The 22,671-nt window shown below is 72.4% G+C and carries 3 protein-coding genes and 1 pseudogene (1 of these 4 only partly in view); all 4 read left to right on the top strand.

Translation table 11 applies throughout. The features are described 5' to 3' along the window. Positions 1 to 351: pseudogene (locus tag GA0070623_RS08075) on the top strand (SDR family NAD(P)-dependent oxidoreductase); its annotated part reaches 4,851 nt to the left of the window's first position; the annotation flags it as partial. After that, positions 348 to 869, top strand: coding sequence for a nuclear transport factor 2 family protein (locus GA0070623_RS08070; protein ID WP_067312022.1), 522 nt, complete (start codon positions 348 to 350; stop codon positions 867 to 869). The pseudogene GA0070623_RS08075 and the gene GA0070623_RS08070, both read left to right, overlap by 4 nt. Then, entirely contained in the window at positions 869 to 17,461 is a 16,593-nt protein-coding gene (locus GA0070623_RS30570) for a type I polyketide synthase (protein ID WP_089003962.1), read from the top strand. Before GA0070623_RS08070 ends, GA0070623_RS30570 begins: the two co-directional genes overlap by 1 nt. Next, entirely contained in the window at positions 17,458 to 22,671 is a 5,214-nt protein-coding gene (locus GA0070623_RS08060; RefSeq protein WP_067302478.1) for a type I polyketide synthase, read from the top strand. The genes GA0070623_RS30570 and GA0070623_RS08060 overlap by 4 nt, the downstream gene beginning before the upstream one ends.

Here is a 22,671-nt window from a genome sequence, read left to right as displayed (position 1 = left end):
CGTGCCATGAACCACGAACTGGTCGTCCGCCGGGCAACCTTCGCCACCCCCGACTTCACCTCCCTCACCACGTTCGGCAGTTACCGCCGGATGTTCCGCGGTTGGCGTCCCGAACCGGTGCGGACCCGCACCCTGTTCCTGCGTCCACTGCAGCCGGTTCCCGGATCGCCGGACGAGCCGCCCGTCACCGGCGACTGGCGCTCACGATGGCCGGGCGACCACGAGGCAGGTGAGGTACCGGGGGACCACTGCACGATGGTCGGCGAGTACGCCGACAGCACCGCTGCCGCCATGTGGACATGGCTGGACGGAATCCGGCGCGACAGCGCCACCACGGAAGGGATGTCATGAGCGGAACGGACTGGCTGGACCCGGGCGAGACCGAACTCCTCGACGCCGGGGCGCTCCGGGACCGGGCCGCCATCCAGGACGTGGTGGTCGCGGCCGGACTGCTGCTGGACGCCGGCGACTTCGACACCCTCCGGACCCTCTACACCGCCGACGCGGTCTTCCGGATGGACCCGCCCCCCGAGGGCTACCCCAGCGTGCTCACCACCCCGGAGCAGATCATCATGGGCTTCACGTACCAGTGGAACCACGCCCGCGACGAGGTCGGCGTGGCGTTCCGGCACGTGACCTCCAACCTCCTGGTCACCTCGCTCGGACCCACCACGGCCGAGGTGTACTCGATCTTCACGGTGACCGGCCTGTACACCGACGGGCAGCTGGGACTGCGCCGCCTGGGCAACTACGTGGACCGGCTACGCCGCGAGGGAACGCGCTGGCGCATCGCCCACCGCACCGTGCACATGTCGGCCCCGCCGCCGCTGCGGACGACCGCCGCCGACCCGACCCGCCCGGGGCAGTGATGGCCACGGGTACGAACAGCACGGCGGGTGAGCCCGTCGCCGTCATCGGGATGGCCTGCCGCCTACCGAAGGCCCCGACCCCGCGACACTTCTGGCATCTGCTGACCGACGGGCGTGACGCGGTGGGCGAGGCACCCCCGGGACGCTGGCCCGGCATCACGTTGCCCCATCGCTTCGGAGCGTTCCTCGACACGATCGACACCTTCGACGCCGACTTCTTCGGCATCCCGCCCCGCGCCGCCGCGGCCATGGACCCGCAGCAGCGGCTGCTGCTCGAACTGAGCTGGGAGGCCCTGGAGGACGCCAGGATCCCGCCCGCCCGGCTCCGCGACACCGCCACCAGCGTCTATGTCGGAGCGATGTGGGACGACTACGCGTCGCTGGTGCTGCACGCCGACCCGGAGGCCGTCGACCAGCACACCCTCGCCGGCATCGGCCGCGGCATCATCGCCAACCGCGTGTCGCACTTCTTCGGCCTGCGCGGCCCCAGCATGACGGTCGACACCGCCCAGTCGTCCTCACTGGTCGCCGTGTACCAGGCCTGCGAGAGCCTGCGCCGGGGCGAGTCCACGGCCGCCATCGCCGGCGGCGTCAACATCAACATCCTGGCCGAGAGCACCCTCGGCGCGATCCGCTTCGGCGGCCTGTCACCCGACGGACGCTGCTACACCTTCGACGAACGTGCCAACGGCTACGTCCGCGGCGAAGGCGGCGCCGTCATGGTGCTCAAGCTGCTGTCCCGGGCGGTCGCGGACGGTGACCGGATCCATGCCGTCATCCTCGGCGGCGCGGTCAACCACGACGGCGGAGACCACCAGCTCACCGTGCCCAGCCCGGACGCCCAACGGGAGGTCATCGAACAGGCCCACCGGCGGGCCGGCGTCGACCCCGCCGACGTGCAGTACGTCGAGCTGCACGGCACCGGCACCCGGGTCGGTGACCCGGTCGAGGCCCGCGCGCTCGGCGCGGCCCTCGGCCGCCACCATCCCGCCGACCGGCCGCTGCTGGTGGGTTCCGCCAAGACCAACGTCGGCCACCTCGAAGGCGCCGCCGGCGTGGTCGGCCTGCTCAAGCTCGTGCTGAGCCTGCGGCACCGCCACCTGCCGCCGAGTCTCAACTTCACCCGGCCGAATCCCCGGATCCCGCTCGACGACCTGCGACTGCGGGTACAGACCACCCTGCGACCGTGGCCGTCCGCCGGCCGGCTGCTCGCCGGCGTGAGCTCCTTCGGCATGGGCGGGGTCAACTGCCACCTCGTCCTCACCGACGCGCCCCCACCGACCACCGACCGGCCGCCGGCCCGACCCGGCACACCCGTGCCCTGGCTGATCTCGGCACCGACACCGGACGCCCTGAAGGCCCAGGCCGCCGCCCTGCTCACCTGGCTCCAGGAGCATCCCGACGCGGACCCCGACGCGGTCGGCCGCTCCCTCGCGCTGACCAGGACACGTTTCGCCCACCACGCCGTCGTCGACGGACGGCGCAGCACCGGGCACCGGGAGGCGCTGGCGGAGATCGCGGCCGGTCGCGCCGACACCGGCACCCCGACCGGCTGGCTGTCCGACCTGGAACCCGACCCGGCCGGGTACGTCGACCTGCCCACCTACGCGTTCACCCGCAAGCGCTACTGGGTGGGGGAGGTCGCCGCGCCGACCGGCCCGGCCAGGGACACCCTGGAACTGGTCCGTGCCACCGTGGCGGCGGAACTCGGACACGGGACCGGCGACGCGGTCGACCCGCACCGCACCTTCGGGGACCTCGGGCTCGACTCGACGGGCGTCACGAGTCTCACCGCCCGGCTGAGCACCGCCACCGGCCGGCAACTCCCCACCGGCCTGACGTTCCGCTTCCCCACCCCCGCCGGCCTGGCGGAGTTCCTGCGCGCGGAACCCACCGGCCAGTCCACGCCACTGCCGGTCGTGTCACCTCCGGTCGTGCCACTGCCGGTCGTGTCACCTCCGGTCGTGCCACTGCCGGCCACGCCACCGCCGGCCGTGCCACTGCCGGTCGCGTCACCGCCGGCCGTGCCACTGCCGGTCGCGTCACTGCCGGTCGCGTCACCGCCGGGCACGGACGACCCGGTCGTGGTGGTCGGCATGGCCTGCCGTTACCCCGGCGGCGTCCGGTCACCGGAGGACCTGTGGCGTCTGGTCGACGAGGGCACCGACGCGATCACACCGCTGCCGACCGACCGGGGATGGGATCTGAAACGACTCTTCAACCCCGACCCCGACCGGCCCGGCACCTCCTACGTCCGCCACGGCGGATTCCTGCACGACGCGGCGGCCTTCGACGCCGAGTTCTTCGGCATCAGCCCACGCGAGGCAGCGGCGATGGACCCCCAGCAGCGCCTCCTGCTGGAGGTGTCCTGGGAAGGCATCGAGCGCGCCGGCATCGATCCCCTCAGCCTCGCCGACAGCCGCGTGGGCGTCTTCGTCGGCGCCACCGACCAGGAGTACGGACCCCGGCTCGACGCCACCGGTGCGGGCTCGGACGGCTACCGGCTGACCGGCGGCACCGTGAGCGTCGTCTCCGGCCGGATCGCCTACGCCCTGGGGCTGGCCGGACCCGCCGTCACCGTCGACACGGCCTGCTCGTCGTCGCTGGTCGCCGTGCACCTCGCCGCGCAGTCCCTGCGGCAGGGGGAGTGCACCCTCGCGCTGGCCGGCGGCGTGAGCGTGATGGCCGGTCCGGGCATGTTCGTCGAGTTCAGCCGGCAGCGGGGCCTCGCCCCCGACGGCCGGTGCAAGGCGTTCGGCGCCGACGCCGACGGCACCGCCTGGGCCGAGGGGGCCGGCGTGCTGGTGCTGGAGAGACTCTCCGACGCGCGTCGTCACGGGCACCAGCCGCTGGCCGTGCTCCGTGGTTCGGCGATCAACTCCGATGGTGCGAGCAACGGCCTGACCGCGCCCAACGGCGCCGCCCAGGAGGCCCTCATCCGGCAGACACTCGGCGTCGCCGGTCTCACGGCGCAGGACGTCGACGCGGTGGAGGCCCACGGCACCGGCACCCGGCTCGGCGACCCGATCGAGGCCGAGGCCCTCCTGGCCACCTACGGTCGGCACCGGCCGTCGAACCGTCCGCTGTGGCTCGGCTCGCTGAAGTCCAACATCGGCCACACCCAGGCCGCCGCCGGCGTCGGCGGCGTTATCAAGATGATCTGCGCGATGCGACGGGGCACGCTGCCCCGGACCCTGCACGCCGATGTGCCCTCACCCCGCATCGACTGGACGTCCGGCTCCGTCGCGCTGCTCCGCGAGCCCACCCCCTGGCCGACCACCGGCCGGCCGCGGCGGTTCGCCGTCTCCTCGTTCGGGATCAGTGGGACGAACGCGCACGTGATCCTGGAGGCACCGGTGGAGGAACCGGTGCCGTCCGTGGTGCCGGTGGCGTCCACCGCGTCGGTGGTTCCGTGGGTGCTGTCCGCCCGGTCGGAGCCGGCGTTGCGTGCAATGGCGGACGGCCTGGTGGATGCGGTGGCCGGGTTGAGTGATGTGGACGTCGCCTTCTCGTTGGGGTCGCGCTCGGTCTTCGGCACGCGGGCGGTGGTGGTGGGTACGGGAGAGGGTTTGCGGTCGGGTCTGGCCGAGGTGGCCGGCGGTGGCGTGGACGTCGGCGGGGCGAGTGTGGTTGCTGGTGTTTCTGGTGGTGGTGGGCGGGGTGTGGTGTTTGTTTTTCCGGGTCAGGGTTCGCAGTGGGTGGGTATGGCGGCGGAGTTGTTGGTGTCGTCGCCGGTTTTTGCGGCGCGTATGGGTGAGTGTGCGGTGGCGTTGGCTCCTTTTGTGGAGTGGGATTTGTTGGAGGTGGTGTCGGGTGGGGTGGGTTTGGATCGGGTTGATGTGGTGCAGCCGGTGTTGTTTGCGGTGATGGTGTCGTTGGCTGAGGTGTGGCGGGTGTGTGGGGTGGTGCCGGGTGTGGTGGTGGGGCATTCGCAGGGTGAGATTGCGGCGGCGTGTGTGGCGGGGGCGTTGAGTTTGGTGGATGCGGCGCGGGTGGTGGCGGTGCGGAGTCGGTTGTTGGGGGTGTTGTCGGGTCGGGGTGGTATGGCGGTGTTGGGGGTGTCGGTGGGTGTGGTGGAGGGGTTGTTGGTGGGGTTGGGGGGTCGGGTTGTGGTGGCGGCGGTGAATGGTCCGTCGTCGGTGGTGGTGTCGGGTGAGGTGGGTGCGTTGGGGGAGTTGGTGGTGCGGTGTGGGGAGTTGGGGGTGTGGGTGCGGGTGGTTGATGTGGATTATGCGGCGCATTCGTTTCAGGTGGATGAGGTGGTGGGTCGGTTGGGTGTGGAGTTGGGGTCGGTGGTGCCGGTGTCGGGTGGGGTTCCTTTTTATTCGACGGTGGTGGGTGGGGTGGTTGATGGGGGTGAGTTGGGGGCGGGTTATTGGTGTCGTAATTTGCGGGAGGTGGTGGGTTTTGAGGGTGCGGTGGGTGGGTTGTTGGGTGAGGGGTTTGATGTTTTTGTTGAGGTGAGTCCGCATCCGGTGTTGACGGTGGCGGTGGAGGAGGTGGTGGAGGCTCGTGGTGGTGGTGGTGGGGGTGTGGCGGTGGTGGGGACGTTGCGTCGTGGTGAGGGTGGTTGGGGTCGGTTTTTGTTGTCGTTGGGTGAGGTGTTCGTGGCGGGTGTGGGGGTTGATTGGGGGGTGGCGTTTCGGGGTGGTCGTCGGGTGGGGTTGCCGACGTATCCCTTCCAACACGAACACTTCTGGCACACCGACCCCACCGGCCCGCCGGCCACCGGCACCGGCCTGGACCAGATCGAGCACGGCATCCTCCGGGCACTGGTGTCCACCCCCGACCCGGAACGTCTGCTGCTGCTCGGCGGACTGTCGCACCGGACCCACCCCTGGCTGGCCGACCACCGGGTACGGGGAGACGTGCTCTTCCCCGGCACCGGCTTCCTCGATCTCGCGGCGACCGCCGGTGGACTCGCCGGATACCCCCGTATCGCCGAACTGACCCTGCGCACCCCGCTGGTGGTCCCCCCGTCGGGAACCGTCGAGCTGCAGGTCGTCATCGACCCCGCCGACCACCCGGAACAGCGCTCCGTGCGGATCAACGCGCGGACGGAGGCCACCGGCTCGCCCGAGTGGACCTGCCACGCCATCGGAACCCTCAGCCGCGAACCGCAGCGGCCACCCGAGGACCACCCCGCCACCGGGGGCACCGAGATTCCCCTGACCGGCTTCTACGAGGAGCTCGAAAGCCGGGGATTCCAGTACGGGCCGGCATTCCGGGGCCTGGACACGGTCTGGTCGCTCGACGGCGAGGTGACCGTCGAGACGAGCACCGACCTGGCCACCGGCGGGCACACCGTACACCCGGCACTGCTCGACGCCGTGCTGCATGCGGCGACGCTGCTCGACGGCGCAACCGACGGCGGTCTACCGTTCGTCTGGACCGGTGTCACCGTGCACGGACCGGCCGGATCGGCGCTGCGTGCCCGACTCCGCCGCGTCGCGCCCGGCACCGTGGCGATCGACGCCGTCGACGAGACCGGCGTGCCCGTCCTGACCGTCGACGCGTTGACCCTGCGTGCCCCGGCCGGCGACGCCGGGACGCCCGCCGGGGCACTGTTCACTGTCGCCTGGCAGCGGTTCGATCCACCGGCGACCACCGGCGTCGGCGACGTCGTCGACGTCACCGGCCAGGACATCGCCGCCGTACTGGAGATCCTGCAGCGTCGGCTGGGCGGCCCGTCCGAGCCGCTGGTGCTGACCACCCGACGGGCCTGGGCGGTCACGACGGACGACGAACCACCCAGCCCGGACAGCGCAGCCGTGTGGGGCCTCGTCCGGTCGGCACAGGCCGAACACCCGGGCCGCTTCCTGCTGGTGGACTCCGACGGTGGCCCCCTGCCGGCCGACATCGCCGGCTGGGACGAACCGCAGCTCGCCTTCCGCGACGGCGTCGCCCACGTGCCACGGCTCGTCCCCGCGGACCCCGGCGACACACCGGTCGCCGTCGACCCCCGGGCCACCGTCGTCGTCACCGGAGGCACGGGCACCCTGGGCGCACTGATCGCCCGCCGGCTGAAGACCGACCACGGGGTACGCCGCCTGCTGCTGCTCAGCCGCAGCGGACCGGCCGCTCCGGGGGCAGCCGATCTGGCGGCGGAACTGGGCGCCGACATCGTGGCCGTCGACGTGACGGACCGGGCGGCACTGGGTGCGGCGCTGCGCGGGGTACGGGTGGGCGGCGTCGTGCACGCTGCGGGCGTACTCGACGATGCCCCACTCATGTCGCTGACACCGGACCGGCTGGCCCGGGTGATGGCCGCCAAGGCCACCTCGGCCGCCCTTCTCGACGAGTTGACCCGCGACCAGGACCTCGCGTTCTTCGTGCTGTTCTCCTCCGTCGTCGGTGTCCTCGGCAACGCGGGTCAGGCCGCGTACGCCGCCGCCAACGCCGCGCTGGACGGCATCGCCCGGCGTCGGCAGGCCCGCGGCGCACCGGCCCAGTCGATCGCCTGGGGCCTGTGGGAGGTGAGCACCGGCCTGACCGGGGCGATGACCGACGCGGACCGTGCCCGGCTGGCCCGGGCCGGCGTACACCCGCTGTCCGTACGGGACGGTCTGCGGCTGTTCGACACGGCCCTGCGGACCCCCGTTGCCGAACTCGTGGCGGCACGGCTCACCCGGACCCCGGGGGACGGGGCCTCCCCACTGCTGCGCGGTCGCCGGGCCGCCCCGCCGGCCGCCCCGCCGCACCGGCTCGACGGCCGGCTGGCCCGCAGGCCGGTCGAGGAACAACTGCGGTTGGTGCTCGACCTGGTCCGCACGCACGCCGCGACCGTCCTCGGCCACGACAGCCCGGACCTGATCCGACCCGACCGGGTGTTCAAGGAGATCGGCTTCGACTCGCTGCTCGCCGTCGAGTTCCGCAACCGGCTCAGCAGGGCGACCGGCCTGCGGCTGCCCGCCACCCTCGTCTTCGACCATCCCGATCCGGGCACCCTCGCGGCGTACCTGCGCCAGCGGTTGACCGACGGGCGAGAGGCACCCGCCACGCCCGGCCGCCCGGCGAGCGGGGACCAGCAGGTCACCGCCGACGATCCGGTGGTGATCGTGGGGATGGCGTGCCGCTATCCGGGTGGTATCCGTTCGGCGGACGACCTGTGGCGGTTCGTGGTCGAGGAACGCGACGCGATCACCGGCTTCCCGACGGATCGTGGCTGGCCCGACGACCTGTACGACCCGGAGCCGGGCCGCGCCGGACACACCTACGCGCAGGGCGGCGGCTTCCTGCCCGACGCCGCCGACTTCGACGCCGGCTTCTTCGGCATCTCCCACCGCGAGGCGCTCGCGATGGACCCGCAGCAGCGGCACCTGCTGGAGGTCTCCTGGGAGGCCCTGGAACAGGCCGGCATCGACCCGGCCACCCTGCGTGGCAGCGACACCGGCGTCTTCACCGGACTGATGTACCACGACTACGGAATCCGGGTGGACGTGCCACCCGACGAGGTGGCCGGCTACCTCAGCTCGGGTACCACCGGCGGCGTCGCCTCCGGCCGGGTCGCGTACGTCATGGGCCTGGAAGGCCCGGCGGTCACCGTGGACACCGCGTGTTCGTCGTCGCTGGTGGCGCTGCACCTGGCCGCGCAGGCGCTCCGGGCCGGGGAGTGTTCGCTCGCCCTCGCCGGCGGCGCCACCATCATGTCCACCCCCGGTCTCTACGTGGACTTCGGTCACCAACGTGCGCTGTCCCCCGACGGACGGTGCCGGCCCTACTCCGACACGGCCGACGGCACGGGTTTCTCCGAGGGTGTGGGTGTGGTGGTGGTGGAGCGGTTGTCGGATGCGCGTCGGCGGGGTCATCGGGTGTTGGCGGTGGTGCGGGGGAGTGCGGTTAATCAGGATGGTGCGTCGAATGGGTTGACGGCGCCGAGTGGGGTTGCTCAGCAGCGGGTGATTCGGTTGGCGTTGGGTCGGGCGGGTTTGGGGGTGGGGGATGTGGATGTGGTGGAGGGGCATGGGACGGGGACGCGGTTGGGGGATCCGATTGAGGTGGGGGCGTTGGTGGCGACGTATGGGCGGGGTCGGGTGGTGGGGCGGCCGTTGTGGTTGGGGTCGGTGAAGTCGAATGTGGGTCATGCGCAGGCGGCGGCGGGTGTGGCGGGTGTGATCAAGATGGTGCAGGCGTTGCGGTTCGGGGTGTTGCCGGCGTCGTTGCATGTGTCGGTGCCGTCGTCGGGGGTGGATTGGTCGGGTGGTGGTGTTGCGGTGTTGGGGGAGGCGCGGGTGTGGCCGGAGGTGGGTCGGGTGCGTCGGGCGGGGGTGTCGTCGTTTGGGATCAGTGGGACGAATGCACACGTGATTTTGGAGGAGCCGGCGGAGGAGGCGGCGGATGTGGAGCCGGCTGTCGGGCTGGATCCATCAGCCGTGTCGGGGTCGTCCGCGCCGCCGGCGTCGGCTGCCTCGCTGGTGTCTCCGGCGTTGCCGGTCGTGCCGTGGGTGGTTTCGGCGAGGAGTCCGGCTGCTCTGCGGGCGCGGGCGGAGCAGTTGGTGTCGTGTGTGGATCTGAATCCGGTCGATGTGGGGTACTCGTTGGCGACGACCCGGACGGTGTTCGAGCACCGTGCGGCCATTGTCGCGGGCGACCGGGCCGGGTTCCGAACGGCCCTGCAGACCCTGGCGGACGGGGGTGCGTCGGCGAATGTGGTTGCTGGTGTTTCTGGTGGTGGTGGGCGGGGTGTGGTGTTTGTTTTTCCGGGTCAGGGTTCGCAGTGGGTGGGTATGGCGGCGGAGTTGTTGGTGTCGTCGCCGGTTTTTGCGGCGCGTATGGGTGAGTGTGCGGTGGCGTTGGCTCCTTTTGTGGAGTGGGATTTGTTGGAGGTGGTGTCGGGTGGGGTGGGTTTGGATCGGGTTGATGTGGTGCAGCCGGTGTTGTTTGCGGTGATGGTGTCGTTGGCTGAGGTGTGGCGGGTGTGTGGGGTGGTGCCGGGTGTGGTGGTGGGGCATTCGCAGGGTGAGATTGCGGCGGCGTGTGTGGCGGGGGCGTTGAGTTTGGTGGATGCGGCGCGGGTGGTGGCGGTGCGGAGTCGGTTGTTGGGGGTGTTGTCGGGTCGGGGTGGTATGGCGGTGTTGGGGGTGTCGGTGGGTGTGGTGGAGGGGTTGTTGGTGGGGTTGGGGGGTCGGGTTGTGGTGGCGGCGGTGAATGGTCCGTCGTCGGTGGTGGTGTCGGGTGAGGTGGGTGCGTTGGGGGAGTTGGTGGTGCGGTGTGGGGAGTTGGGGGTGTGGGTGCGGGTGGTTGATGTGGATTATGCGGCGCATTCGTTTCAGGTGGATGAGGTGGTGGGTCGGTTGGGTGTGGAGTTGGGGTCGGTGGTGCCGGTGTCGGGTGGGGTTCCTTTTTATTCGACGGTGGTGGGTGGGGTGGTTGATGGGGGTGAGTTGGGGGCGGGTTATTGGTGTCGTAATTTGCGGGAGGTGGTGGGTTTTGAGGGTGCGGTGGGTGGGTTGTTGGGTGAGGGGTTTGATGTTTTTGTTGAGGTGAGTCCGCATCCGGTGTTGACGGTGGCGGTGGAGGAGGTGGTGGAGGCTCGTGGTGGTGGTGGTGGGGGTGTGGCGGTGGTGGGGACGTTGCGTCGTGGTGAGGGTGGTTGGGGTCGGTTTTTGTTGTCGTTGGGTGAGGTGTTCGTGGCGGGTGTGGGGGTTGATTGGGGGGTGGCGTTTCGGGGTGGTCGTCGGGTGGGGTTGCCGACGTATCCCTTCCAACACGAACACTTCTGGCTGACCACGGCGGACCGGGCGCGGCCGACCTCCGACGCCTGGCGTCACCATGTCGTCTGGCACCCCACTGACGTCGGCACCGCGTCCGCTTCCCCGGGAGTCGGCGACGTGACCGCACCGCTCGGAACATGGCTGGTGCTGACGGCCGGCGACCCGTGGGGGACCGCCTGGGCCGAGGCGCTCACCGCGCACGGCGTCAACGTCGTCCACGCCGACGTGCCGGCCGGCACCACCAGCCGGACCGACCTGGCCGAGCTGATCACCTCTGCCGGAAGCGGTCTACGCGGTGTGCTGTCCTTCCTGGCCGCCGCCGACGAACCGCTGCCGGACCACCCCGGCGTGCCCTGCGGGCTGGCCGCCACGGTGGCCCTCGTCCAGGCGATCGAGGACACCGGGAGCGCGGCGACGTTGTGGCTGCTGACCGACGACGCCGTGCCGGCCGAACCCGCCGATCCCGTGACGGGCACCGTCGGCGCGCTGGTCTGGGGTCTGGGCGCCGTGGCCGCCCTCGAACTGCCGGACCGCTGGGGCGGCCTCATCGACCTGCCCGGGCCGCCCGGCGACGACCAGGTCACCGCCCGCCTGTGCCGGGTCCTGGCCGGCGGCAGGCGCGCGGACCGGATCGCCATCCGGGCCGGCGTGACGTACGTCCGCCGGATGAGCCCGGCGGCCCGGTACACCGCCACCCCGGCCCGCCGCCGGTGGAAGCCCTCCGGAACGGTCCTCGTGACCGGGGGAACCGGAGCCGTCGGCCGACACGTCGCGCGGTGGCTGGCCCGCAACGGCGCCGAGCACCTGCTGCTCCTGAGCCGGCGTGGCCCGGACGCCGAGGCAGCCGCCGGACTCACCACGGAACTGACCGGACTGGGCACCCGCGTCACCGTCGTCCCGTGCGACGCCGCCGACCGTCAGGCCCTGGCCCTGGTGCTCGCCGAGGTGCCCGAGCAGTTCCCGCTCACCGCGGTGTTCCACTCGGCCATGGTGCTCGACGACGCCGTGCTGGCCGATATCACCCCGGCCAGCCTCGAGACCGTCCTACGGCCGAAGGTCGACGCGGCGACCAACCTGCACGAACTGACCCGGGACCTCGACCTGTCCGCGTTCGTCCTGTTCTCCTCGGTCGCCGGAGTCATCGGCAACGCCGGGCAGGGCGCCTACGCCGCGGCGAACGCGTTCCTCGACAGTCTCGCGTACCGCAGGAGGCGACAGGGCCGTACCGCCACCTCCATCGCGTGGGGTGCCTGGGACACACCGGACGCCCACCGACGCAACCGCAGGCTGGCCAGCCAGGGCCTCGTCGCGATGCGGGCCGAGACCGCCGTCGACGCCCTCCAGGAGACCCTCGACCGGGACGAGACGTTCCTGGTCATCGCCGACATCGACGGGCAACGGCAGCTCACGCGGGAGCCGGGGGAACCCGCCGCGTCCAGCACCCGGATCGGGGACATGTCCGTCTCCGAACAGAACAGCTACCTGCGGGACCTGGTCGGCACCGAGGCGGCGTTCGTCCTCGGGCACGGCGACGCGTCCCGGGTTCCACCGGACCACGCCTTCCGTGACCTCGGCTTCGACTCCCTGATGTCGGTTCAGCTGCGCAACCGGCTCAACCAGGCGACCGGCCTGCGGTTGCCGACCACCGTCGCCTTCGACCACCCCACCCCGGTACGCCTCGTCGACCACCTCCGGGAACTGCTGGTCGGCGGCGAACGCCCGGAGCCCACCCCGACCGTCGCGCCCGTCACCGCCGATGATCCGGTGGTGATCGTGGGGATGGCGTGCCGCTATCCGGGTGGTATCCGTTCGGCGGACGACCTGTGGCGGTTCGTGGTCGAGGAACGCGACGCGATCACCGGCTTCCCGACGGATCGTGGCTGGCCCGACGACCTGTACGACCCGGAGCCGGGCCGCGCCGGACACACCCACGCCCGGGGCGGCGGCTTCCTGCCCGACGCCGCCGACTTCGACGCGGAGTTCTTCGGCATCTCACCGCGGGAGGCCCTGGCCACCGACCCGCAGCAGCGGCTGCTCCTGGAGGTCTCCTGGGAGGCCCTGGAACAGGCCGGCATCGACCCGGCCACCCTGCGCGACAGCGACACGGGGGTCTTCGCCGGCACCAACGGCCAGGACTACGGGATCCTGCAACAGAGCACCAGCGGCGTCGAGGGATACACCCTCACCGGACGCGCCTCCAGCGTGGTGTCCGGCCGGGTCTCCTACACGCTGGGTCTCCAGGGTCCGGCGGTCACCGTGGACACCGCGTGTTCGTCGTCGCTGGTGGCGCTGCACCTGGCCGCGCAGGCGCTCCGGGCCGGGGAGTGTTCGCTCGCCCTCGCCGGTGGCGTCACCGTCATGGCCACGCCGACGACCTTCATCGAGTTCTCCCGGCAGGGCGGCCTGTCCCCCGACGGCCGCTGCCACTCGTACTCCGACTCGGCCGCCGGCACCGCCTGGTCGGAGGGTGTGGGTGTGGTGGTGGTGGAGCGGTTGTCGGATGCGCGTCGGCGGGGTCATCGGGTGTTGGCGGTGGTGCGGGGGAGTGCGGTTAATCAGGATGGTGCGTCGAATGGGTTGACGGCGCCGAGTGGGGTTGCTCAGCAGCGGGTGATTCGGTTGGCGTTGGGTCGGGCGGGTTTGGGGGTGGGGGATGTGGATGTGGTGGAGGGGCATGGGACGGGGACGCGGTTGGGGGATCCGATTGAGGTGGGGGCGTTGGTGGCGACGTATGGGCGGGGTCGGGTGGTGGGGCGGCCGTTGTGGTTGGGGTCGGTGAAGTCGAATGTGGGTCATGCGCAGGCGGCGGCGGGTGTGGCGGGTGTGATCAAGATGGTGCAGGCGTTGCGGTTCGGGGTGTTGCCGGCGTCGTTGCATGTGTCGGTGCCGTCGTCGGGGGTGGATTGGTCGGGTGGTGGTGTTGCGGTGTTGGGGGAGGCGCGGGTGTGGCCGGAGGTGGGTCGGGTGCGTCGGGCGGGGGTGTCGTCGTTTGGGATCAGTGGGACGAACGCGCACGTGATTTTGGAGGAGCCGGCGGAGGAGCCGGTGGCGGTGGTTCCGGCGGTGGTGGAGCCGGCGGAGGAGCCGGTGGTGGTGGGGTCGGTTGTCTCGCCGGGTGTGTCGGTTGTTCCGTGGGTGATTTCGGCGAGGAGTCCGGCTGCTCTGCGGGCGCGGGCGGAGCAGTTGGTGTCGTGTGTGGATCTCGATGTGGTGGATGTCGGGTATTCGTTGGCGACGACGCGGACGGCGTTCGAGCATCGTGCGGTCGTCGTGGCCGGGGACCGGACCGCGTTCCGTACCGCCCTGCAGGCGCTGGCGGCCGGCGACGAACACGCCGGACTCTTCCGGGCAGTAGCCGCGCCCGCGCCCCGACTGGCGATGGTCTTCTCCGGCCAGGGCTCCCAGCGGCCCGGCATGGGCGCCGAACTGTACCGCCGACACCGCGCCTTCGCGCAGGCCATGGACGAGGTGCTGGCCCGGCTACCGATCCGCGATGTGCTCTTCGGCCAGGACCAGGCCCGGCTCGCCGAGACCGGCAACGCCCAGCCCGCCCTGTTCGCGTTCCAGGTGGCACTCTTCCGGCTGGTCGAGTCCTGGGGGATCGTGCCCGACCACGTGGCCGGGCACTCGATCGGCGAGATCGCCGCCGCCCACGTCGCCGGCGTCCTCTCCCTGGACGACGCGTGCACGCTGGTGGCCGAGCGCGCCCGCCTGATGCAGGCGTTGCCCCGTGGCGGAGCGATGGTGGCGCTGCGGGCGGGCGAGGCGGACGTCCTGCCGCTGCTGTCCGACGAGGTGTCCATCGCCGCGGTCAACGGCCCCCGGGCGGTGGTGATCGCCGGCACGGAGGAGGCAGTCCTGCGGGTGGCCGCCGGATTCGACCGGTCGACACGGCTGCGGGTTTCGCACGCCTTCCACTCGCACCTCATGCAGCCGGTCCTCGCCGACTTCCGGGAGGTCGTCGAGCAGCTGACCCTCAACAAACCCGTGATCGACTTCGTCGCCGGCGGGGACGTCACCGATCCCGGCTACTGGGTCCGGCACGTCCGCGACACGGTGCGCTACGCCGACCGGGTCGCCCGGCTGGCCGACCTCGGCGTCACCGTGTCGCTGGAGATCGGACCGGACTCGCTCCTGTCGGCACTGGGTCCACGCGACGCGGCCAACCTCCCGACCTGCCGGCGCAACCGGTCCGAGGACGTCACCGTGGTCACCGCGGCCGCACGCGCCCACCTGCACGGCATCGCGGTGCACTGGCCGACGTTGTTCCCGGGCGCCCGCCGGGTCGACCTGCCGACGTACCCCTTCCAGTCCACCCGGTTCTGGCCCGGCGTCAGCCTCGCGACCGGCGACGTCACCCGCGCCGGCCTGGACGCCGTCGACCATGCCCTGCTCGGCGCGGGAGTGGACCTGCCCGACCGGGACGGACGGGTCTTCACCGGCCGGCTGTCCGTCGCCGCCCAGCCCTGGCTGGCCGACCATGTCATCCACGGCGTGACCCTCTTCCCGGCCACCGGTTTCGTGGAGCTCGTACGTCGCGCCGCGGCAGCTGTCGCCAGTTTCACCGTCGACGAACTGACGCTCCGGACGCCCCTGGTCCTGCCCGCCGCCGGTGCCGTGCAGATCCAGGTGATCGTCGACGGCCCGGACGCCTCCGACCGGCGTCCGGTGGCGGTCTACGCCCGGACCGGTGACGACGACGGACCGTGGACGCAGCACGCGACGGGCGTGTTCTCCCCGACGGTGCCGCAGGTCGGCGGCCCGGCGGGCGAATGGCCCCCACCCGCGGCGGTGCCGATCGACCTCGACGGGCTCTATCCCGGGCTCGCCGACCAGGGCTTCGCCTACGGCGGGACGTTCCAGGGCCTACGGTCGGCCTGGCGGGCCGGCGAGGAGATCCTCGTCGAGGCCCGGACCACCACCGACCCGCAGGGTTACGGAACACACCCGGCCCTGCTGGACGCCGTTCTGCACGCTGCGGTGTTCCTGGAGGGTGGCCACCGACCCCGGGTGCCGTTCCTGTGGAGCGGTCTGCGCTTCCACGCGCCGAGCGGTGCGGTCCTGCGGGCGCGAGTGCGGCACACCGGTGCGGACACCCTGTCGGTCGACGCCACCGACGAGGCGGGCACCCCCGTCCTGACCGTGGACGCGCTCACCCTGCGCAGTCACCCGACCGACAGCCGGGTGCGCGACGCGTTGTTCGCGGTCGTATGGCAACCACCGCAGCACCCCGATCCTGCCGTCACCGGCGGCCACGACCGGATCGACGTCACCGGTCGGGACGTCGGCGACGTCCTGGAGATCCTCCAGAACCGCCTGGCCGACACCACCGGCCGGCCGCTGGTGCTGGTGACCCACGGCGCGGTCCAGACGACCGCCCAGGACGACCCACCACAGCCCGGCGCCGCGGCCGTCTGGGGTCTGGTGCGGTCCGCCCAGGTCGAACACCCCGGCAGGTTCATCCTGGCCGACCTGCCCGCCGGCAGCACCCAGGAGCCGCCGGCCGACCTCTCCGGTTGGGACGAGCCCGAGGTCGCGCTGCGATCCACCGGCGCGCTGGTGCCCCGCCTGGTGCCCACCACGGTGGACGCGGACCTCCCGGTCGTCGATCCACAGGCGACCGTCGTGGTCACCGGGGGCACCAGCGGCCTCGGCGCGCTGGTCGCCCGGCACCTCGTGGCCGAACACGGTGTCCGCGATCTGCTGCTGCTGAGCCGGAGCGGGCCGGACGCCCCCGAAGCCGCCGGGCTCGCCGCCGACCTGGGGGCGCGGATCGTCGCCGTCGACGTATCCGATCGTGAGGCGCTGGGCCGAGCCCTGCACGGCGTCCGGATCGGCGGGGTCGTGCACTGCGCGACACTGCTCGACGACGGCCCGGTGGCCTCGCTGGCACCGGAGCGTGTCCGGCACGTCGTGTCCACCAAGGCCACCTCGGCCAGGTGGCTCGACGAGTTGACCCGCGACCAGGAGCTGTCCTTCTTCGTGGTGTTCTCCTCGCTCGCGGGAATGCTGGGCAACGCCGGACAGGCCGCGTACTCGGCCGCCAACGCGGCGCTGGACGCGGTGGTGACGCGCCGGTGGGCTCGCGGGCTCGCGGCCCGGTCGATCGTCTGGGGCCTGTGGGAGACACCCTCGACCCTGACCGCCGGCATGGGGGCGGTGGACCGGGACCGCGCGGCGCGGGCCGGGGTCACCCCCCTGCCGACCCGGGACGGCCTGCTGCTGTTCGACGCCGCGCTGCGCTGCGCGCGGCCCGTCGTGGTGGCGGCCCGGCTGCGACCCACACCGGGAGAGACGACCGCACCGCTGCTCCGGAGCCTGCTGCCGCGGTCCCCGCGGCAGCGGCCCCGCCGCGACGACATCCGGGCCAGGCTGGTCGGACGCTCGACGCAGGACCGCCGACGGATGCTCGTGGACCTGGTGGGCGGCCATGCGGCCGTCGTGCTGGGACACCCTACGACCGCGACGATCGGCCCACACCGGGCCTTCACCGACCTCGGATTCGACTCGCTCATGGCGGTCGAGTTCCGCAACCGCCTGGACGACGCCACCGGCCTGCGACTACCCGCCACCATGGTCTTCGAGCACGCCAGCGTGCACGAGCTTGCCGTCCACCTGGACACCGTGCTCTTCCCCGTGGCCGAACCGACCGCCGGCCCCGCCGACGACGAGCAGGTCCGGCAGCTGCTGCACACCATCCCGATGAGCGAGCTGCGCGAGTCGGGCCTGTTGGACCGCCTACTCGCCTTGGCCACCGGTGAGCCGGCCCGGGCGGACGCGCTGGAAGCGATCGACGACCTGGACACCGAGAGCCTCATCGCCAGGGCGCTGCACGGTGCCGACCCGGGCGACCCAGACGAGGAGGTCCCGTCTCCATGAGCGACGAGAAGCTGGTCCAGGCGCTCCGCGCCGCGGTCAAGGAGAACGAACGGCTGCGCCTGCGCAACCTCGGCCTGACCGACTCGCTGCGGGAGCCGATCGCGATCGTCGGCATGGCCTGCCGGTACCCGGGCGGGGTGGGGTCACCGGAGGAACTGTGGCAGTTCGTCGTCGGGGACGGCGACGGCATCACGCCGCTGCCCACCGACCGGGGCTGGGCCGAGGACCTCTACCACCCCGAGCCGGGAACGCCCGGGCACACCTATACCCGCGGCAGCGGATTCCTGCACGACGCCGGGGCCTTCGACGCCGACTTCTTCGGCATCTCACCGCGTGAGGCCCTGGAGATGGATCCCCAGCAGCGACTGCTGCTCGAGGTGTCCTGGTCGGCGATCGAGCAGGCCGGGATCGACCCGACCACGCTGCGGGGCAGCGACACCGGTGTGTTCGTCGGCGCCATGTACCACGACTACCTCGGCAGCACCGGGACCGGCGCGATGATCTCCGGCCGGATCTCGTACACGTTGGGCCTGGAAGGTCCGGCGATGACCCTGGACACCGCCTGCTCGGCGTCGCTGGTGGCGTTGCACGTGGCCACCGGGGCGCTGCGTGCCCGGGAATGCGGGCTGGCGCTGGTGGGCGGGGTCGCCGTCATGGCGACACCGGAGGCGGTCATCGAGTTCGGCCGCCGCCGGGGACTCTCCGCCGACGGCCGGTGCCGGTCCTTCGCCGAGGGCGCCGACGGCACCGGGTTCGCCGAGGGCGTCGGCGTCCTGGTGGTGGAACGGCTGTCGGACGCCCGGCGCAACGGGCACACCGTGCTGGCGGTGCTCCGCGGTAGCGCGGTGAATCAGGACGGCGCGTCGAACGGCTTCACCGCCCCCAGCGTCAAGGCCCAGCAGCGGGTGATCCGCCAGGCGTTGGCGACCGCCGGCCTGACCGCCGGCGACGTCGACGTGGTCGAGGGACACGGCACCGGAACCACCCTCGGCGACCCGATCGAAGCGCAGGCCCTGCTCACCACCTACGGACGTGACCGGCCCGCGGAGCGACCGCTGTGGCTGGGATCGGTCAAGTCGAACATCGGCCACACGCAGGCGGCCGCCGGTGTCGCCGGCATCATCAAGATGATCTTCGCGATGCGGCACGACCGGTTGCCCCGCACCCTGCACGTGGACGAGCCGAGCCGGCAGGTGGACTGGTCGAGCGGCGGGGTGCGCCTGCTCGTCGAACCCCGCGACTGGCCCCGCGGACAGCGACCCCGGCGGGCCGGGATCTCCGGATTCGGCGTGAGCGGAACCAACGCGCACGTCATCATCGAGGAACCACCGGCCGGGCCTCCCCGGCCGGCAGCGGGGCCGCACACCGCCGTGACGACCCCACCCGGCCCGGTCTGGCCGGTGTCCGGGCGGACGCCCGAAGCCCTGCGGACGCAGGCCGCGCGCGTGCTGGCCCACCTGGACCGCCAGCCGGAGCCGGACCCCGCCGACGTGGCGCGCTCGTTGGCCGTCCGTCCAACGTTCCCGCACCGCGCGGTGGTCACCGGGGCGAGCCTGACCGACCTGCGGCGGGGCCTCGCCGCGCTGGTCGCCGGAGCGGACGACCCCGCGGTGGTCACCGGGAAAGCGCGACCGGCCGGGCCGACGGCATTCGCCTTCACCGGGCAGGGCTCCCAGCGACTGGGGATGGGCCGCGACCTCGCCCGGGCCTTTCCGCCGTTCGCCGCGGCCTTCGCCGCGGTGACCGCGGAGCTGGACCGGTACCTGTCGCGTCCGCTGCGCGAGGTCGTCTGGGGCGACGCCCCGGAACTGGTCGAGCAGACCGAGTACGCCCAGGCCGGACTGTTCGCCTTCGAAGTGGCGCTCACCGAACTGATGCGGACCTTCGGCATCCGGCCGGACCTGGTACTCGGCCACTCGGTCGGTGAACTCGTCGCCGCCCACGTGGCCGGGGTGCTGTCCCTACCCGACGCGGCCCGCCTGGTCGCCGCCCGTGGCCGGTTGATGCAGGCACTGCCGCCCGGCGGCGCGATGGTGTCGGTACGCGCGGACGAGGCGGCGGTGGCACCGTACCTGTCCGGGCAGGTGGCCCTCGCCGCGGTGAACGGACCCACCGCCGTGGTGCTCTCCGGAGCGGAGCAGCCGGTTCTCGCGGCCGCCGCCGAGCTGGCCGCCCGGGGCATCCGGACCACCCGGCTCACGGTCAGCCACGCCTTCCACTCCCCGCTGATCGAGGGGATGACCGAGGAGTTCCGCCGGGTCCTGGCCACGGTGGAGCTACGGCCCCCGGTCCTGCCGCTGCTGTCCGGGGTGACCGGGAAACTCGCCTCGGCGGCCCAGTTGTGCTCACCGGAGCACTGGGTGGCGAACATCCGGGACACCGTCCGGTTCGCCGACTGTGTCAGTGCCCTCGCCGAGCACGATGTCGCCGCCAGTGTGGAGATCGGCCCGGACGCCGTACTGGCCGGACTGGCCACCGAGCGGGTGCCGTGGGTGCCGGCGCAGCGCCGCCGGCTGACCGAACCGGCCGCGCTCCTGGCCGCGCTGGCCCGGTCGCACGTCGACGGTCGGACCGTCGACTGGACCGGGTGGCTCGGCGACGCCGGGCGCCGGCTCGACCTGCCGACCTATGCCTTCCAGCACAAACGGTACTGGGCCGGCGGCATCAGTCTGGGGCGTGCCGTCGGAGGTGCGTCGTCCGCCCTCGACCACGACATCCTCCGCGAGGTGGTGGAGTCACCCGACACGGACCGGCTGGTCGTGACCGGTCGAGTGTCCCGGAACGCCCAGCCGTGGCTGGCCGACCACGCGTACGGGGGAGTGGTGCTCCTGCCCGGCGCGGCGTTCGTCGACCTCGCCCTCACCGTCGGCCACCTGGTCGGGTGCCCGGTGGTCGACGACCTGACCGTGGCGACGCCGATGGCAGTGCCGGAGCAGGGCGAGGTCCCGTTGCAGGTCGTGCTGGAGCCGGGCGGCACCACCGGTCAGCGCACGGTGAAGGTGTACTCCCGGACACCGGACGAACCCGGCTGGACCTGCCACGCCATCGGCACCCTGTCGGACCGGCAGCCGACCCTGCCCCTGACCGGGCCGGACTGGCCACCGGCGCATGCCACGCCCGTGGACACCGACGGCACCTACGACAGGCTCGCCGACCACGGCTTCGGGTACGGGCCGGCGTTCCAGGGCCTCCATGCCGCGTGGCAGCGCGACGACGTCGTCGGCGCCGAGGTGGCGGTGGAGGAGGCCGGCCGCCACAGCGTGCACCCGGCCCTGCTGGACTCCTCCCTGCACGCGGCCACCCTGCTCGTCGCCGCCGGCCTGCCCTTCGCCTGGAGCGGCGTCGCGGTGTTCGCCACCGGCACCACGGCGGCCCGGGTGTGGCTGCGCCGTACCGGCGCGGACACCATCGCCGTCGCCGCGTTCGACCAGGCCGGCAGCCCGGTGTACGCGGTGGACTCCCTGACGCTGCGACCGGCGAGCACGCGACAGGTGGCTGCCGACACCGTGTCACGGCGGGCGATGTTCCACGTGCGGTGGCAGCCGACGTCGGCCGGGCAGGAATCCACCGGGATCACGTTCGACGTTCGGCGGTGCGGCGGCGCGAACCCGCGCGACGCGATCACCGACATCCTGCGGCAGGTGCAGCAATGGCTCGCCGAACACCACGACGATCAGGAACGGCTCATGATCCAGACGGCCGGGGCGGTGGCGGTGACGGCCGACGACACCGTGTCCGACCTGGGTGCCGCGGGAGTCTGGGGACTGGTGCGCTCCGCCCAGTCGGAACACCCCGAACGTCTCGTCCTCGTCGACACCGACGGCACACACGACGAGCGGACCCTGAGCGCGGTGGTCGCCGCCGGGGAGAACCAGATCGCGGTCCGCGACGGGCGGATGCTGGTGCCCCGGCTGGCACGGACCGCGGTGCCCGCCGCCGCGGACGACGGACCGCTGGTGCCCCCGGACGAAACGGTCGTCATCACCGGAGGCACCGGCGCGCTCGGCCGGCTGATCGCCCGCCACCTCGTCGTCGACCGTGGCGTACGGAACCTGCTGGTGCTCAGCCGTAGCGGCCCGGAATCGCCCGCCGCCACGGAACTCGTCGAGCACCTCGGGGCACAGGTCGTCGCGGTCGACACCGCCGACCGCGACGCGTTGGCGCGCGTGCTCGTCGGCGTGCGGATCGGCGGGATCGTCCACGCGGCAGGCGTGCTCGACGACGGCGTGGTCGAGTCGATGACACCGGAGCGGATCGTCGCCGTGCTCCGGGCCAAGGTCGACGCCGCCGTCGCGCTGCACGAACTGACCAGGGACCGACCACCGGCTTTCTTCACGATGTTCTCCTCCGCCGCCGGGATCCTCGGCAGTCCCGGCCAGAGTGCCTACGCCGCGGCGAACGCCACCCTCGACGGCCTCGCGGTGCACCGCCGGTCGCTGGGGCTGCCCGCCCAGTCGCTGGCCTGGGGGCTGTGGGCACAGCACGACGGGATGGCGGCAGCGATGGACGCGACCGGCCGCGCCCGGGCCGACCGGGCCGGCGTCACGCCCCTGTCCGCCGCCGAGGGAACCGCCCTGTTCGACGCCGCGCTGCGGACCGACTTGCCCCTGCTCGTGCCCGCCCGTCTCGACGTGACCGCGAACGGCAACCCGTCGCCCCTGATGCGTGGCCTGCGCCCCGCACAGGTGCGCCGGAGCACCGACCAGCGCACCGTGCTGCATCGGCTGGCCGGGCTGTCGCCCGGGGAACAGCACCGGGTGCTGGTCGACGTGGTACGCGGCCACGCCGCCGCCGTCCTGGGTCACCCGGGCGCGGACGCCGTCGGTGCCGGGCGGGCCTTCAAGGACCTGGGATTCGACTCGTTGATGGCCGTCGAGCTGCGCAACCGGTTGCAGTCCGCGACGGGCCTGCGACTGTCGCCCACCCTGGTCTTCGACCATCCGAACCCCGAGGAACTGGCGGCCCATCTCCGCGCGGCGGCCGTCCCGGTGCGCGAGGCCACACCGCCGCCCGTGCTGGAGACGCTGACCCGACTGGAAACGCAGCTCGCGTCCCTGGACCCGGACGACGGCATCCGACCGCAGGTCACGGATCGACTCGGTCGTCTGCTGGCCGAACTCGGCGACCGGTCGACGCCGTCCGGCATCGATCTGACGAGCGCGTCACGGCAGGAGGTCCTCAAGCTGATCGACAGCAGGTTCGGCCTCTAG

Origin of the sequence: Micromonospora rifamycinica, from assembly GCF_900090265.1 — a bacterium.
Classification (GTDB): Bacteria; Actinomycetota; Actinomycetes; order Mycobacteriales; family Micromonosporaceae; genus Micromonospora; species Micromonospora rifamycinica.
Note: the sequence above shows the minus strand (reverse complement) of the source record. Positions and strands in the feature narration are given on the sequence as shown.

What these genes read in the sequence shown, in the direction of transcription:
- GA0070623_RS08070 (WP_067312022.1), top strand. Translation starts at nt 348, where the DNA reads ATGAGCGGAACGGACTGGCTGGACCCGGGCGAGACCGAACTCCTCGAC.
- GA0070623_RS30570 (WP_089003962.1), top strand. Translation starts at nt 869, where the DNA reads ATGGCCACGGGTACGAACAGCACGGCGGGTGAGCCCGTCGCCGTCATC.
- GA0070623_RS08060 (WP_067302478.1), top strand. Translation starts at nt 17,458, where the DNA reads ATGAGCGACGAGAAGCTGGTCCAGGCGCTCCGCGCCGCGGTCAAGGAG.